Origin of the sequence: Chitinophaga sp. 30R24, assembly GCF_049056765.1 — a bacterium.
In the GTDB taxonomy this organism is placed as follows: domain Bacteria; phylum Bacteroidota; class Bacteroidia; order Chitinophagales; family Chitinophagaceae; genus Chitinophaga.
The window spans coordinates 65,404-80,726 of record NZ_JBJGXX010000015.1 but is presented as its reverse complement, the minus strand read 5'-3'; the positions used below and the strand labels follow the sequence as shown (position 1 = coordinate 80,726).

At 45.1% G+C, this 15,323-nt stretch carries 16 protein-coding genes; 9 read left to right on the top strand and 7 right to left on the bottom strand.

The window, feature by feature from the left end:
* From ACDQ55_RS20175 to ACDQ55_RS20155, 5 genes are all read left to right on the top strand, one after another.
* A partial coding sequence (locus ACDQ55_RS20175; protein ID WP_420983426.1) for a polymorphic toxin type 33 domain-containing protein occupies positions 1-1,285 on the top strand: 1,285 nt, incomplete at its 5' end.
* A gap of 25 nt (positions 1,286-1,310) precedes the next feature.
* On the top strand, positions 1,311-1,736 hold the full coding sequence (locus ACDQ55_RS20170) for a DUF4279 domain-containing protein (protein ID WP_420983424.1): 426 nt from the start codon (positions 1,311-1,313) through the stop codon (positions 1,734-1,736).
* 147 nt (positions 1,737-1,883) lie between these two features.
* The gene (locus ACDQ55_RS20165) at positions 1,884-2,087 is read left to right on the top strand and encodes a hypothetical protein (protein WP_420983422.1); all 204 of its coding nucleotides are present in this window, start codon (positions 1,884-1,886) and stop codon (positions 2,085-2,087) included.
* A gap of 60 nt (positions 2,088-2,147) precedes the next feature.
* On the top strand, positions 2,148-3,062 hold the full coding sequence (locus tag ACDQ55_RS20160; RefSeq protein ID WP_420983421.1) for an SMP-30/gluconolactonase/LRE family protein: 915 nt from the start codon (positions 2,148-2,150) through the stop codon (positions 3,060-3,062).
* 67 nt (positions 3,063-3,129) lie between these two features.
* On the top strand, positions 3,130-3,492 hold the full coding sequence (locus ACDQ55_RS20155; RefSeq protein ID WP_420983419.1) for a hypothetical protein: 363 nt from the start codon (positions 3,130-3,132) through the stop codon (positions 3,490-3,492).
* 88 nt (positions 3,493-3,580) lie between these two features.
* On the opposite strand, the gene ACDQ55_RS20150 is transcribed toward ACDQ55_RS20155, so the two are convergent.
* Positions 3,581-4,117, bottom strand: coding sequence for a GNAT family N-acetyltransferase (locus ACDQ55_RS20150; RefSeq protein WP_420983417.1), 537 nt, complete (start codon positions 4,115-4,117; stop codon positions 3,581-3,583).
* A gap of 309 nt (positions 4,118-4,426) precedes the next feature.
* Positions 4,427-4,756 (bottom strand): ArsR/SmtB family transcription factor, encoded by a 330-nt coding sequence (locus ACDQ55_RS20145; RefSeq protein WP_420983415.1) that lies wholly within the window; start codon positions 4,754-4,756, stop codon positions 4,427-4,429.
* Between the two features lie 109 nt (positions 4,757-4,865).
* Between ACDQ55_RS20145 and ACDQ55_RS20140 the strand changes: the two genes are divergently transcribed.
* From ACDQ55_RS20140 to ACDQ55_RS20130, 3 genes are all read left to right on the top strand, one after another.
* Positions 4,866-5,171: a hypothetical protein gene (locus ACDQ55_RS20140; RefSeq protein ID WP_420983413.1), complete on the top strand. Its 306-nt coding sequence runs from the start codon at positions 4,866-4,868 to the stop codon at positions 5,169-5,171.
* Between the two features lie 390 nt (positions 5,172-5,561).
* Positions 5,562-7,451: a CocE/NonD family hydrolase gene (locus tag ACDQ55_RS20135; protein ID WP_420983411.1), complete on the top strand. Its 1,890-nt coding sequence runs from the start codon at positions 5,562-5,564 to the stop codon at positions 7,449-7,451.
* Positions 7,452-7,692: 241 nt separating this feature from the next.
* Complete coding sequence (locus tag ACDQ55_RS20130) at positions 7,693-8,304, top strand: hypothetical protein (protein WP_420983409.1); 612 nt, start codon at positions 7,693-7,695, stop codon at positions 8,302-8,304.
* A 9-nt stretch (positions 8,305-8,313) separates the two neighbouring features.
* Here the strand turns inward: ACDQ55_RS20130 and ACDQ55_RS20125 are convergent, their stop codons facing one another.
* The 5 genes from ACDQ55_RS20125 to ACDQ55_RS20105 form a co-directional block, all read right to left on the bottom strand.
* Positions 8,314-8,784 carry a MarR family winged helix-turn-helix transcriptional regulator gene (locus ACDQ55_RS20125; protein ID WP_420983407.1) on the bottom strand — a complete coding sequence of 157 codons (471 nt, stop codon included), beginning with the start codon at positions 8,782-8,784 and terminating at the stop codon, positions 8,314-8,316.
* A 5-nt stretch (positions 8,785-8,789) separates the two neighbouring features.
* Positions 8,790-9,284, bottom strand: coding sequence for a GNAT family N-acetyltransferase (locus ACDQ55_RS20120; RefSeq protein WP_420983405.1), 495 nt, complete (start codon positions 9,282-9,284; stop codon positions 8,790-8,792).
* Between the two features lie 116 nt (positions 9,285-9,400).
* Entirely contained in the window at positions 9,401-10,648 is a 1,248-nt protein-coding gene (locus ACDQ55_RS20115) for a cytochrome c3 family protein (protein WP_420983403.1), read from the bottom strand.
* Positions 10,649-10,706: 58 nt separating this feature from the next.
* Positions 10,707-11,468, bottom strand: coding sequence for a 3-keto-disaccharide hydrolase (locus ACDQ55_RS20110; RefSeq protein ID WP_420983401.1), 762 nt, complete (start codon positions 11,466-11,468; stop codon positions 10,707-10,709).
* 102 nt (positions 11,469-11,570) lie between these two features.
* A complete protein-coding gene (locus tag ACDQ55_RS20105; RefSeq protein ID WP_420983400.1) occupies positions 11,571-14,264 on the bottom strand; it encodes a c-type cytochrome in 2,694 nt (897 codons plus the stop codon).
* A gap of 233 nt (positions 14,265-14,497) precedes the next feature.
* On the opposite strand from ACDQ55_RS20105, the gene ACDQ55_RS20100 reads away from it, so the two are divergent.
* Positions 14,498-15,235: an SGNH/GDSL hydrolase family protein gene (locus tag ACDQ55_RS20100; protein ID WP_420983399.1), complete on the top strand. Its 738-nt coding sequence runs from the start codon at positions 14,498-14,500 to the stop codon at positions 15,233-15,235.
* The last annotated feature ends 88 nt before the right edge of the window (positions 15,236-15,323 follow it).

Below are 15,323 nucleotides of genomic sequence, written 5' to 3'. Positions count from 1 at the left end.
GGAAACAATGTTGGCAGCCTTGCTGCAGGCATTTAATGGGAATATATTAAAGGAAGAGACCCATGCTGCCGCTGCTGTTGCTCAGTCCTCGCCTTTTAATAACACATTTTATAATGTTGACTACCAGCGATTAAAAGAAAAGGACCCGGATCAGCAAACAAACGATCGTCCCAAGGCTTATCTTAGTTATGTACTGTTTGATGACCAGTTCCACCTGGTGGAAGAAAACAGTGGGGTGAAACAGTTGAAAGGAATCCCCGATCAGCTACAGACATTGGCTACAGAGAAGATGCCTATTACGAAAAGTGGTTTTCTGTATGTGTATACCAGCAATGAAAGTGCGCAGGATGTATTTTTTGATGATGTAATATTAGGGGTTAATTCTGGCCCCTTGTTGGAGGAGACGCATTATTATCCGTTTGGGCTCACGATGAGTGGGATATCTTCGAATGCTTTGAAAGGATCTAGTTATTCAGAGAATAGATTGAAGTATAACGGGAAGGAGTTGCAGAGCAAGGAATTTGGAGATGGTTCAGGGCTGGAGTTGTATGATTATGGAACGAGGATGTATGATGCGCAGATAGGAAGGTGGATGAGGCCCGATCCTCTAAGTGAAGTGTCCCGGAGGTGGTCGCCATATAATTATGCATATAATAATCCTATTAGGTTTATTGATCCAGATGGAATGATGAATGCTGATGCCGTCTACAAAGATGCCTGGAAGGTAGATAATGACCGCAGTAGTTTTGGGTCTTTTAAAGAAGAGTTTAAAACTAAAAAAGATTTTTTCGAGTTTGATGGTGCCAGAGATTCGAAAATTAATCCTGATAAACACCCATTTTATATTGGATATCACGCTTCTAAAAGTGAAGTAGAGCCTGAGAATGGTGGTGAAAAGAGTGACAGAAATCCTAAACAGGACAAACCATTAACCCCTGGTGATATATCATTACTTCAAAGGCATGGATGGGATCACAGGGATAAGGGTGATCATGGGGGGCAAATCGATTTGTATAAAGATAGGGACGGTAATGTTTACGAAAAAGCAAAGGGGAATAAAGGCCCTGGTGAGCCTATTGGGGTGAATTTAAAAGATTTAAGAAATCAAGAATCAGGCGATTTGGCATTCAGCGTTTCATCGCCTTCGCGCGAACAAGTAAAGAATGTGACAACAGTTGCTGTTGTTGGGATAATTGCCTGGGAATTAGTGAAGTGGGGGACAGCTATTATAACAGCAGTCCCAACTGGAGGGGCATCAGTAGGTGCTGCGGCAATTCTTCCTTAATGTTAACGTAGATAATATTAATATAATGAGAAATAAAATAGTGTTAGGTTTTGGCATATGGGATTTTAATGATATCACACATAATGAAATTACAGAGTTATTAGGTGTAGTACCTACCAAAATTTATATTAAAGGAGAACGAAAGAATCCTAATTTTTCTATGTTAGCGAAGAAAAATGGTTGGCTTATGGATGCTGCCTCTGACAAACATATTCCTTTTGAGCAACAGATGGATATGTTAGTTGATTTTATTGAAGAGAGGATTGATGTTTTTAGAGTCTTGTGCAAAAAATATACTTGTGAGATCTCTTGTGGATTATTTATATATTTTGATAATGGAGAGAGTATTCCCGGACTGCATTTAGGTTCAAGGTATAACAAGCTGGTAAAAGAATTAAATATTGATTTTGATGTAGATATTTATTGTCTACCTAATGAACAATCTTGCTAGAGTTAAAGATAGCCTTAGCGGTAGGTCCGCTAAGGCTATCTCTATCTGGAGTATGCTTTTTTAGTTTTGTTATAAGTAATAGCCATATCGATGAAATAATATGTAGAAGTTAAAGTTAATAAATCAATTAATTTATAACTCTAATTCTTGTGGCCGAAATTGGGGGGAGCTGACAGGGTGAATATTTATGATTTTGGGACTATCTTTAATATCTCTGTATCTGATACTAAGATGGAAAAAGTTTATTTTTTTGATGAAAGTGAGCAAGATGTTTATGAGGTAGATAGTTTAGGGTTACAGCTTTGGGTTGACCAAAACAATGAAATTGTTACTGTATTTGTATCAATATAAATAGAAAGTGGATGTAATTTTCATGTAGAATGATTACCATTGTGAAAAGGATATATACGTATGTGTTTTAAATTCTATTCCATGTTATTGCTGGGGCTGGGGTATGTCTTGCATGCCGCAGCTGTTAGCCACGACTCCCTGCCATTGCCACCTACAGTAGCTTCAAACGCTACATTAGCATTGCTTTCCAGCCGGTTTGTTTTTACCGAAGGACCTGCTGCTGATAAAAAAGGTAATGTTTACTTTACTGACCAGCCTAATAATAAGATCTGGAAATATGATACCCACGGGAAGTTGTCTGTTTTCCTGGACCAGGCAGGACGTGCTAATGGCCTTTTTTTTGACCGTAAAGGAATGCTGATAGCCTGTGCGGATGAGAAAGACGAATTATGGGCCATCTCCCCTAAAGGCAATGTGACGGTATTGGTCAATAATTTTGGCGGCCACCGGTTAAATGGCCCCAACGATGTATGGGTAGCGCCTAACGGCGGCATCTATTTCACCGATCCCTACTATCAGCGCGATTACTGGAACCGTAAAACGGCAGACATCAAAGAAGAAAGGGTGTATTACCTGGCGCCAGGTGCAAAAGAGGCTATCGTAGCCGCCGATGATCTAAAGAAGCCCAACGGTATATTAGGTACCCGGGATGGCAAATTGCTATACATAGTAGATATTGGCACAGGAAAAAATTACAGCTACCAGATTGCTCCAGACGGCAGTCTCCATAACCGCCAATTGCTCGTGGAAAAAGTAACAAGCGATGGACTGGCCCTCGATGCAGCTGGTAATGTTTACCTCTGTGGAAATGGTATTACGGTGGTTAATAAAAACGGCCAACAGATCGGATATATTCCTGTTCCTGAACATTGGACCGGGAATGCCTGTTTTGGTGGAAAAGACAATAATATCCTCTTTATTACAGCTGGTAAATCGGTATATACCTTAAAAATGAGCGTGAAGGGAGGGGAATAAGGTATGCTGTTTTTCCAGGAAGTTGTAATATTGCGGACTGAAAATCAGCAAAATTAAAATTACACTTATGTCTGTCGCGATGGATATCATGCGTGCCCTGGACCCAGCGGCGCTGGAAAGATTTAAAATTAATCTCGACGTGCCGGCGCCGCCCGAAAAAATAGGAGAAGTATGGACATTAAGGGTAGTGCCGTTTGAACAAACAGAAACTGCTAGAAAGGCTTTTAACCAATTATTTGATAACAACAAAACGGCTAAATCCTGGGTAGTAGAAAGCAAAGAAGAAGCGGTTGCTGTAATACAGGAGTTGTACTTGCAATACGCAGACAAACTGCCTTATCCTTTTGACGAATCCAGGCTTAATATCGACGATTATCCGGCCAAAGGCCGTTATTCCATCCTGATCCATGTTAGGGACATCTGGGAATAATTGATAAGAAAGGTCTTGGAATACCCGCATCCGTTCCTGTTTTATAATAGTAGGACCGGGTGCGGGGAACCGAAAGTATAGCACTAGGTTATTGCAACTTATGCAACGGCAAGCTCACACGCATCAAGATATCTGTTTGTGTTTCCGCACCCAGTTTAAAAGCGTGTTTTTCGAATGCTTCCAATCCGTTTTTCTTATAAAAATCAATAGCTTTAGCGTTGTGTTCCCAAACACCTAGCCATAAAAAGGGCGCCTGCACTTCCTGGCATGCGTTAACCGCCTGGTTAAAGAGTTGTTGCCCTATTTGTTTTCCCTGGTGGGATTGTAATACGTATATCCGTTCCAGTTCTACTGCCCGGCTATTGAATAATTCGGCTTGGGCTGTTCTGAAATTCAGCTTCATATAGCCAACAGGTTCGGTTTTTAACATGGCAAAATAAAATTCAGAATCCGGGTTGCTCATTTCGGCAGATAACTGGGCTATGCTGAATTTTTCCTGGATATATTGTTTCATGTTTTCTTCAGTGTTGTATTGGGCAAAGCTTTCCTCGAAAGTTTGTTTGGCTAACTGTTGTAATAGCTCTATCTCTGCAGTGATGGCAGGTACGATAAGGATGTTGTTCATTTTTTTTGGGTTGTGAATAATAGGATTTATTTTTGGTTAGATGATTAACATATGTTACGCTCCAGTAAATTGGTTTTCTCTTCGGGTCAGGTTTCAACAGGGCATACCATCAGCTACACATGTCAAATATAGTTATTGCGGAGTGATTTTTTTAATTGAGATGATAAATGATCGTGGGATATCTGTGTGGGGCACCGATATAATTTTGCAGTGATTGCTTTCCATACAATGCCCGTGGGCGGATTTAGCAGCCTTTCTATGATCAGGGTATTCAGGATTGGATTATTTTTATGGTGAAAGATAGACCGATCATGTTTTTTTTCTGCGCCCCCGCTTCGGCTTTGCCAGTAAATGTTCCAGTGTGTCCAGCTTGCCTGTCCAGCATTGGTGGTATTGCGCGGTCCACTCTGCTACTGTTTTTAATGGTTGCAAGTCTGCGCTGCAATAACGTTCCCGTCCTTCCTGCCGCACATTTACCAGCCCGCATGTGATCAGTATTTTGATATGTTTGGAAATGGCCGGCCTGCTAATGTTAAAGTGTTCAACAATGGCATTCAGATGTAAAGAACGATTAGCTAGCAGGTCAATAATCTGTCGCCTGGTAGGATCTGCTATTGCCTGGAATACATCTCTTCTCATGGAAATATTATTTGTGTAACCATTCAGTTACAAATGTAATGAGATATGGGTAAAATCAGTTTTATTTTTACCATTTTTGGGATGAAGATGATTTTTATATCTTCGTAAAATGGATATACAATTTGATGAAGCACTGCTATCGGTAAAATATGATGAAGGGATAGATGAGCAACTGTCCTGGGAAGAAGTGATCCGCATTGCCGGTTATAAGGTATATGGTTATCCCGGAGAAGTACTTTTCCTGGTATTTGAAACGGCCGATGGCGAAATGCTGGAGGTATCTGACGAAATGAGCGGCTGGCTTGAGTTGCTGGGCGCTTTACCTACGTTGTTTAAACTGCCGGAAGGTTGGGAAGAGCAATTAATCGATGCAGAGCCTGAAGGTGAAGATATTACCCTGTTCAGGAAACGTTGATGTTAACAATCCTTAAATTATATCAATGAGCAGCAAAGTGGCTATACATGGCTGCTTTTGACCTGGCCACCTTCAATCAGTACCGCGCCTCATTTATTCTACTGCGGTGAAATATCCATTCTCCCATTACTGCCATAAATATCTGCATATACTTAGTCTATTAATTTGGTAGACTAAAAACTAGTTGTTATTTTTAACCCGTAGAAATCTGATATCTATATCACATCATCAACCGAATCAGTTATAAACCGGTCCCTGGTATCTTCCTTCGTGTAGAGCCAAACGATGAACAGGGTTTTCCCATTCCGCTTTGCGGAATAGTTATTCATAACGATCCGTTTTACTTCCCTCAAAATCATTGGTGGCAGAAGGGGATCACAAAAAGTAAGCATGAAACGTTTATTTTTTTTATGGTTGGCAGCATTATATGTGTTGCCTGCCCTGGCGCAACATGTTCCTGATGCTGCCTGGGTACAAGCGCATTATTATAAAGAAGAGCAACAGATCAGGATGCGTGATGGTGTACACTTGTTTACGGCTATCTATATACCTAAAGACAGCAGCGAACGGCACCCCATATTATTGACGCGTACCCCTTACTCGGCAGGGCCTTATGGCGAACCGTTTACATCAATATTGTGGACGGGCTACTGGAGCCGCTATGTGCAGGAGGGATACATTATTGTAGTGCAGGATGTACGGGGGCGCTGGATGAGCGAAGGTACGTTCCAGGATATACGCCCGTTTAATCCGCATAAGCAGGGTAGCGACATAGATGAGGCTAGTGATACTTATGATACCATTGATTGGCTGGTAGGGCATGTACCAGGCAACAACAGACGTGTAGGCGTCTCCGGTATCTCTTACCCAGGTTTTTATGCTACCATGGCTGCGTTGAGCAAGCATCCGGCATTAAAGGCAGTAAGCCCGCAGGCACCGGTCACCAATTGGTTCCTCGGAGATGATTTTCACCACAATGGCGCTTTTTTTCTGATGGACTGCTTTGGCTTTTATACCAAGGGATTTGGCTATCCGCATCCCCAGCCCATATCAGTAGCCCCCGTACAGGCGTTGCAGTTACCACATACAGATAATTACCATACCTTTTTGCAGATTGGCCCACTGAAGAATTTTACTGCATTAACAGGGGATAGCCTGGCTTTTTGGAAAGAGATCATGGCCCATCCAAACTACGACGATTGGTGGAAGGCGCGCGATCCCCGCAATTTTGTGGATAGCCTGCAACCTGCTGTGTTGGTAGTAGGTGGTTTGTTTGATGCGGAAGATTGCTACGGCGCCTGGAACCTCTATAAAGCGATCGAACAGCGTAATCCTGCTCAACACTTCAACCGGCTGGTGATGGGCCCCTGGTATCATGGGCAATGGGCGTCTGCTGATGGTACGCACCTGGGGCATATACAGTTTGATGAAAATACGGCTGCCTGGTACCAGGAGTATATAGAGGTACCCTTTTTCAATTACTATCTTAAGGATAAAGGAACTATATCGGCAATTGCAGAAGCTAATATTTTTTTCAGTGGCGAAAATAAATGGCGTCAATTTGAAAAATGGCCTCCGGCGGCAGTGAGTGAAAAGGAATTGTTTTTTCAGGCTAATGGCCGGTTGTCGTGGCAACTGGGCAATACTGGCTATAGTGAATACGTGAGCGACCCTGCGCATCCGGTGCCTTATACGGATGAAGTACATTATATCCGTACCCGCGATTATATGACAGACGATCAACGTTTTGCTGCCCGCAGACCGGATGTGCTCACGTTTGAAACAGGTCCGCTAATGGAAGCCCTAACCATTGCAGGTCCGGTTACGGCCGATTTGCAGGTAAGTATCAGCGGTAGCGACGCCGATTTTGTGGTGAAGGTAATAGATGTTTTCCCGGATGATTTCCGTTATACTAATACTCCTCCACCTAATAAAACCAGGGACGCCGGCGGCCCCTATCCACTGGGAGGCTACCAGATGCTGGTGAGGGGTGATATATTCCGGGGCCGTTACCGCAACGGTTTTGAACATCCGCAGGCATTTACACCTAATCAGGTGGTCCAGGTAAAATTCACCCTGCCTGATGTAGCCCACACCTTCCTGAAGGGCCACCGTTTAATGATACAGGTGCAGAGTAGTTGGTTTCCCCTGGCAGACCGTAATCCCCAACAATTTGTGAATATTTACGAAGCAGGGGAACAGGATTTTGTTAAGGAAGCGGTCCGTATTTATCACGATGGGAAGAACAGTTCGGGGATTATTTTGCCAGTATTAAGATAAGCATGCCCGTGCCAGCACAGGTAGAATGGTTTTTAAAGAGTATCTTTATTACAATTTATACGTTGCCGCTGTTTTGCCTGAAAACAAGATGGAAATGTAAAATGCATTGGCCTTCGTGTATTGTTTGCAGAGGTAACGATAGCAGTAATGCTCATTGTGAAATACATATCACTTTTGTGGAACTTTTGCCCTGAGATTTGGCATTCCTTTTTCTTTTGCCCTGTAATTAAATTGCTTAATTATGGCAGATAATCTTGCAGCCCCGTTTATTCCGGCGCAGTATATTGGAGAGGCTACCACTACTTCGGAAACAAAAGAGCTGGTAGATGAAGCCGCAGCTGTAAGCTTCTTCAAAACGGCGATGGAACGTTTGATAGATGTGAACCATTGGGCGAAATTAAGTGGCGCCATGTCATCCGATTTTCAATTGATTGATCTGACTGGCCGTCCTACGGATGGCTACGCTGCCACTGGTATGTATATACGTATCAATATTCCGGGACCTGGTACCAACGCCGGCCTGGGGTACGACTGGGTAAAAATTGAACAGCAGGAACACGTAGTATTGAACGAGCACCAAGAAGTCTTTTTTATCCGGGCTAGGCCTACTGAACATCCTGTGCAAAAAAGCGCTGGTGTGGCGCATTTCCTGCAAAAGGAAGCCAGTAGTTCCTTTGTTCTGGTAAGAGACAATATCACCATTACTGCAACGGTATACGGGCGTAATGAAGTGCCAAACACCAAAGCCGCCGGCCTGGGCGATAAGATCAGGAATGCAGTAATGGGCGCCGCAGGCGCCATTGGTGTATCTAAGTTGCAATGGAAGGCCTTGGTAGCGGGTTTGTTAGCGTAGGGAGTAGGGTCAGAGTTGCCTTTCCCTTTCAAAAAAACTGTATGCTGCCATGCGTGCCTCCACTTCTTCAATAGCCCTCATGAGGTTATTTTTGGTAGTAGTTAGCTCCGTGAGGGCTATTTCCATTTTCTTCCATACCGGCAACATTTGGGTGATCAGGTTTTTCCCTTTTTCTGTGAGTAGCAGCATGCGTTTGCGCTCATCTGTTTTATCCTTTTTCGAGCGTATTAACTTTTGCTTTTCCAGTTCTTTCAGCAGGCTGATAGTAGACGGATGTGAGTACCCAATTTCCGTGGCAATTTCCATTACGCTAAGCACAGGCTTTTGATACAGGCTATAGATAACCGGAAACCATTTAGGCTCAAAGTCGATGCCGTTGGCTTTATAGATCTGCTGGCCATCTTTGCGGAGCTGATCCGCCAGTCTTTGCAGCCGCGTAGAAATAGCCAGGATACCTGATTCATCTATTACATTGCTCATGCGTATCAATCATTAAGAGATAAATGATAGAATACGTTGTCTGCACTCATCACCGGGAAGTAGGGAGGTAAATCCGCTTTCGCTATTGCCTGAAAGTGATTCTTTTCATAAAAACGGCGTGCTGCTGCCAGTTTATCTACAGTGCCAAGGTACAGGTCTTTAATGCCTGCGCCATTACAATAAGCGATCAGTGCTTTCAGCAATTGTTGGGCAATGCCATATTCCTTGCCCCGGAAATCTTTTTTCACAAACATTTTACGGATAGCGCCCGCATTGTGCCCGGTGGCAATCAGGGCAATAGTGCCTACCAGTTCCCCGTTTACCTTGGCGCCCCAGAACCCGCCACCTGTCTGGTGGTAATTGGCTTCAATGTTAAGTAGGTCTGGTTGGTCTTCTAGTGTAATGGATACGTTAAACTCAAGTTGCTGTATAGGCAGGATAATGTTGATGACCTCCTGGCAATAGTCATTGTTGATTATGCTAATAATAGGTGCGCTCATGTCATTTGTAATTATAGTATAAAACTACGTAGTTGACTACATATATACAAACGAAGATTTTATTTTGTTATAGCCAGGAAATCATGTGGACTGCTCGGTAACGGGATGAAAAAATATTATTGCACCGATTGAGGGTGCATGCGCAGGGAGCGGATTTTTGCGATCACTTTTTGGGTTTCTGCCGGATAAATGCTGATCCGGTGAGTACGTATGAAATCGGGTGTTGGCCGGGTTTGCCCATTCGTGAGCAGGGTAATGCTCGCAGAAGGTAGGGCTGGCATATGGCAGTCGATACAATTGGTCTTGAGCGCGCTGTCTGCTAGTCCTTGTTGTTTACACCAGTTATGGCTAGTGTTGTGGCAATTCATGCATCGCTGTGAAAACATCTCTGTATTGCCGCTTTCGCTGGCATGTGGATGGTGGCAGGAGAGGCAGTTCATATCCCGGCTCATCATGGCGCATTTACTGGCATTGAATAGTTGGTATTGGGTGCCATGTACATCCATTTCAGCAGGTTTTACCGGTTTGCCGTAATCCGGAAAATAGAAGGCCGACAGGGGATCGCCCGGTTTGTAAGCAAATGCGGGTCTTTGCGGCGTTTGCAGCCCGGAATGGCATACCCCGCACATATCCATTTTTTGCTGGTTATTTAAGCTGCTGATGCGGGTAATATACCTGGCTTGTTTTTCTTCCGGATGTGTGGTATGGAATGCTGCATGTGCCGCTGCAGGGCCATGGCAACGTTCACAGTCGATGCCATATATGATTTCGTTTTTCTTGAACGTTTCTTCTACATGCAGCCCCTGTAGTTTTACGTCTTTAAACGCCACTCCTGAACTATGACAGCCAAAGCAAGTACTGGGGATCACCCGGTCGAACCGGGGATAGTCTGCCGGGAAGCCGGGACTATTGGCCCAGCTGTGCTCCGGTACAAAATAAGACATAGGTAGCTGGTAGTATTTATCGTTTAGCCAATACAGAGAGGTCTGGGCTTTTCTGCCGGAACCAATAACGATATCGAAGCGATGCCGTATCGCTAAACTATCTTGTATATATGCAGTCTGGAACAAGCCGCTATCATTCGCTTCCATTTTTACGAACATGCCATTAGTAAAGGAGAACAGGTTGTTCGGTGGTAAAAAGCTGCCCAACACAGTGGCCTTATTGGCGGGCCGGGAAGTGTTGTAGTGTGCGGAAGTATGAAAGGTATCGTAAACATTTTTATGGCAATTGATGCAGGTTTCAGCTCCGGCAAATTGCTCGCCCCGTATATCGGTTTTTTCAGGCGCTTTGTGGATACATTGCGATAAAATAAGGATGCAGCATAACAGTGCCGTGGATACGTATAGCTGGCGTTTGTTCATGTCGTGGATATTGTATCAAGTATATTCTATGTGCAGAGGTGAGGCTCCCCCTGCGCTTTTATAATTGTTTCAGCATAATGTTCCGGTATGCTACTTTCATGGGCGGTCCTACATGCACCTGTACGCCGAGGAACCCTTTCTGTTGCCGGTTCGCATTATCATTGTCGGTTACATCGCTCATTAGCACATCATTGATATAGTGTTGCAGGTGATTGCCTTTTATGATTAGGTGGCATTTATTCCAGTCCTCACGCTTAATCAATGTTTGTAGTGAATCGCTGCTGCCCAGGGTACCGGTTACCAGGGCGGGAGCCCAGGCATTGTTTTTTACGCCTTCCAGCAGGGATACTTTGGTAGGCGGCAGTGTGGTGCATTGGCCCCGGTAGGCCAGCGTGGTGCGTCCGCGTTCTTCATAGTTTTGGCCGGTGTAGTGGTTGGCGCCATCAATGTCGGCCTGGTAGCCCTTCAGGGCATGTGGTACATTTTCCACCATCACACTACGGTAATTGATGCCGCTATTGCCGCTTTGGGTGATCCTGAATTCGCAGGTTAGTTCAAAGTTGTCGGGTAACCCGCCCTTCCAGATCAGGAAGGTATTTGTTTTAAGTAATGTTTCGGGTGTGACTTCCCCTACTAGGTTGCCGTTTTCCACGCGCCAATGTATACTATCTCCTTCCCATCCTTGCAGGTTTTTACCGTTAAAGATGCGGACATAACCAAGGTTACTATTGGGGGTGCTGCCAGCTGGCTGGCAACCGCTGTGGAAACATAAGTTAGCTATAGTGAAGGGTATTAGCAGTGCGCTGTATTTTTTCAACATAAAATAGTATTTAGATGCAGAAAGTTATTTCTCGGTGGCTGTACTTTTCCGGTAGCAGCAGGAGTAAGGTTCCTTTCCAATGCTGCTGTCAGAGACAAAAAATTACCGGCTGCCCAGCTGCCTGGCTCCCAGGAAAACAGTATCCTGCCGGTTGCCGCCGGATTTCAGATAAGCTACCAGGTCCTTTAGTTCATCCGGATTTAACCGGTTAATAAGGCCAGGCAGCATTACGGAAACGGTAGATGTTTTGATGCCGGCTACTTCTTTTTTCAGTAATTCCCGGTGTTCCTGTGGTGCAAACGGATTCTGGGAAATAATATATTTTTCATTGTCCTGGCTTACTAACCGGCCAAGTATGGAGCCTCCGTTCTTCAGGGAAAATACGGTGGCGGCGTATTGGTCGGAAATAGTTTTGCTGGGGTCAATAATTGCTTCCAGGATATCTTTGGTAGAAAAGCGTGTACCCAGTTGCGTTAGATCGGGTCCGGCTACGCCACCTTCTCCGCGAATGGTGTGGCAGGAGCTACATAATGAGGTGGCGAACATGGCGCGGCCCTGGTCGAAGTTGCGGTGCACAAGGCCGCTGTCTATTATTTTTACAGCATCATCCACGGTCCACTGTCTGCCAGGTCCTTGGGGCTGCGGGAAGCCTTGGGCCAGGTTACCATTGCTGTTAACCAGGGAGTCGCCGGAAAGCCGGTTGAAACGGGCGAAATCTTTTTTAGGCACATTGGCCAGCGCCTTCATACGTGCATTGTTGATGAAGCCAATAAAACTATGTCCGCCTTTAAAGGTAAAGGCATGGTAGAACCATTGGAAGTATTGGTCCTGCAGGGCAGGTGTCCATCCATTTTGGGCCTGGCATAGCACGGTGGCGTACCAGGTTTGTTGCAGCGGAGGCATTTTAGATAGCATGCCGGCAATGTCTAACCCATATTGCGGGTTGCGCAGGATCAGGTCGGCCGACTGCATGGCGGTTTTGTTGGTGGCGGTATCGTCTTTGGCGGCGGTTAGCAAAGCCATTGTTTTTTCCACTGCTTTAGGAGCATCCAGGTATACCAGTATTTTGCTTAAAGAGCGGTTAATATCATTGCTGCCCCCCGGATAATATGGATCCAGGTAAGCGGCTACCTGCGCGGCCAGTGGCGCATCTGGTTTACCCATGCGCACCAATATGAGTTCAAAGGCACGCAACAGGTCTATCTGTTGCGCAGGAGTGAGTTGTGTGTAATGGATGGTCATTAGTTGCGGAAGCAATAATTCCTTTACGTCTTCCTTTCCCTGACGGGCTAATGCAATGCTACCCTGTATCAGGGTTTCGGGGTCTTTTTCTTGTAATACTTTATTTTGCCACTGACTCACTGGCTGGTTCTCTATCGCCACCCGCGCCGCGAAACGGATAAAGCGGTCTTCATGTTTTAGGTAAGGCCACGCAAATGCTATGGCGCCAGGTTTGGCGCCGCCATGGTATGCTTCCAGTTGCCGGCGGATATTGGCAGCTGCAGTAGGAGGCGTTGCGGGCAAGGGAGCATTACCGGATTGATTGTTTTTATAATAGACCCGGTACAGATCTGATTCGAGCCGGCGTCCACCGGTCAGGAAATACAGTGCGCCGTCTGGGCCAATAGCGCCATCGGTTAGCGGTAGGGGAGAACCGGAAAGAAATTCTTCTGCACTGGCTTTATAGGAGGCTCCATCGGGCTCTAAGTGAATGGCATAGATAATGCCGAAGCTCCAGTCGAAGGCAAATAATGACCGGCGGTATTTCTCCGGGAAATGTGCCTGACCTCCATATATCAGGTTGGTAGGAGAGCCCTGGCCAATATTCAGCACTGCCGGCAGGTTATCGGGGTAGGAAGGCGACCATTTTGCGGTGCCTGGGCGCCATCCGAATTCGCTGCCACTGGTTACCTGGCAAATACGGGTAGGACGGTACCAGGGGGTGCCAAAGTCCCATTCCATGTCGGAATCATAGGTAAACATATCCCCTGCATCATTGAATGTAAGGTCAAAAGGATTGCGGAACCCGGAGCTGACCAGCTCCCAATTGGCGCCGGTAGAGTCGATGTGCGCAATCCATCCGCCATGGATATTCACCGTATTATCGTGACCGTTAGGGTCTTTGATAAAAGGTAATATATTGTCTATATTCCAGGAAGGCGGCGCCTTGTAGTTGTTCATCTCCGGTATCTTGGTAAAATTACCGGCGATCACATAAATGGATTTTTTGTCGGGAGAAAGCACAATGCTGTGCGGCCCATGTTCTCCTTCTCCATCTAGTGCTTTGAGCAAGGTGATCTTGTCGAATTGATCGTCGCCATCTGTATCCTGGAGGCGGTATAAGCCACTGCCTTTGGAAAAACGCTCGTCGCTGTTATGGTTTACCATTACGTACAAACTGTTGAACGCATACAGTAATCCCTGGGCATAGCCCATGGTAATATGTTGGGTAGAGGTGTCGTTACCAATGTGCAGCTGTTCTATTTTCAGCCTGGATGAATCTTCTCCTACCGCAGGTAATTGCAGGCGGTATAAAAAGCCATATTGATCAGAAACAATCATGCGCCCTTTGTTGTCGAAGGTCATAGATACCCACGACCCTTGTTTGTTATCGCCAGGGCTGTACAACCGCTCTGCCTTAAAGTTATCAGGTAGTTTCAGCGCATCAATTTTAGGATTGGCGCTCCCGTGGGCTTTTTGCGTTGATTCGTTTTCGTTAGAGCAGGCTATTGCCGTTGTTAAAGCAAAGGAAATAAGCAACAGCAACCGGATAGGTGTTTTTCTAAACGTGGTCATGATATACACTTGTATTAGGTTTCTTGATACTTGAAACATGGTTGATTCACTATAGCTAGAGTAATATAGCAAACGTTTTTCCGTTTTTTAACTTTTTTTATCAACCATTATCCTGATTGAAATCATCCGGCTTGCCTTATAGGAGGGGCCTTTTTAGGTATTTAAGGAGTATGTAACAGTTTTTGAGTATTTTAACCGTCGAAAATTGCACGTAATAAAACTGATACATGAAAATGAAAAAACTGAAACTGTCCTTGATAGCCTTTTCCATGATGGGGGCAACTACTGCAATGGCACAGGATTCTATTGTCCTGCGGCAAGTGAAGCCATATGATGAACTGATGAAGCAGGACTGGGCCTGCCTGAAATGTTTTGCTGCTGACAATGAAAAAGTAGCGGCGCCTAAACCGGGTGAACAACGGGTGGTATTTATGGGTAACTCCATTACCATTGGCTGGAGTAAGTTGAACCCCGAGTTCTTTGATGGTAAGCCTTATATCAATAGGGGTATTAGCGGTCAAACTACCCCACAGATGCTGATCCGCTTCCGCCCGGATGTTATTAACCTTAAACCCAGGGTAGTGGTGATCCTGGCCGGTACCAATGATATTGCCGGTAATACGGGCTATACGCCGGTGGAAACCATTTTTGGCAATATTGTATCTATGGTGGAGCTGGCAAAGGCAAATGGGATCAAGGTGGTATTGTCTTCTGTGTTGCCAGCCTTCGATTATCCCTGGCGGAAAGGATTAGAGCCGGTAGAAAAAATTGCGGACCTCAACCAACGCCTCAAAAATTACGCTGCTAAAAATAACTGTGTGTACCTGGATTATTATACGGCGATGGCAGATGATAGGAAAGGCTTGAAATCTGAACTCACCTACGATGGTGTGCATCCTAATAAAGCAGGCTACCTGGTAATGGGGCCACTGGCAGAAAAAGCGATTGCAGCAGCATTAAAGAAGAAATAAATATAGGAAGATAATGTTGTTAATTGAGCCCCTGGCTCATTATTCACCAGCTTGGCGATATTAGAAACCACCGGTGGTTGGTAGGAGC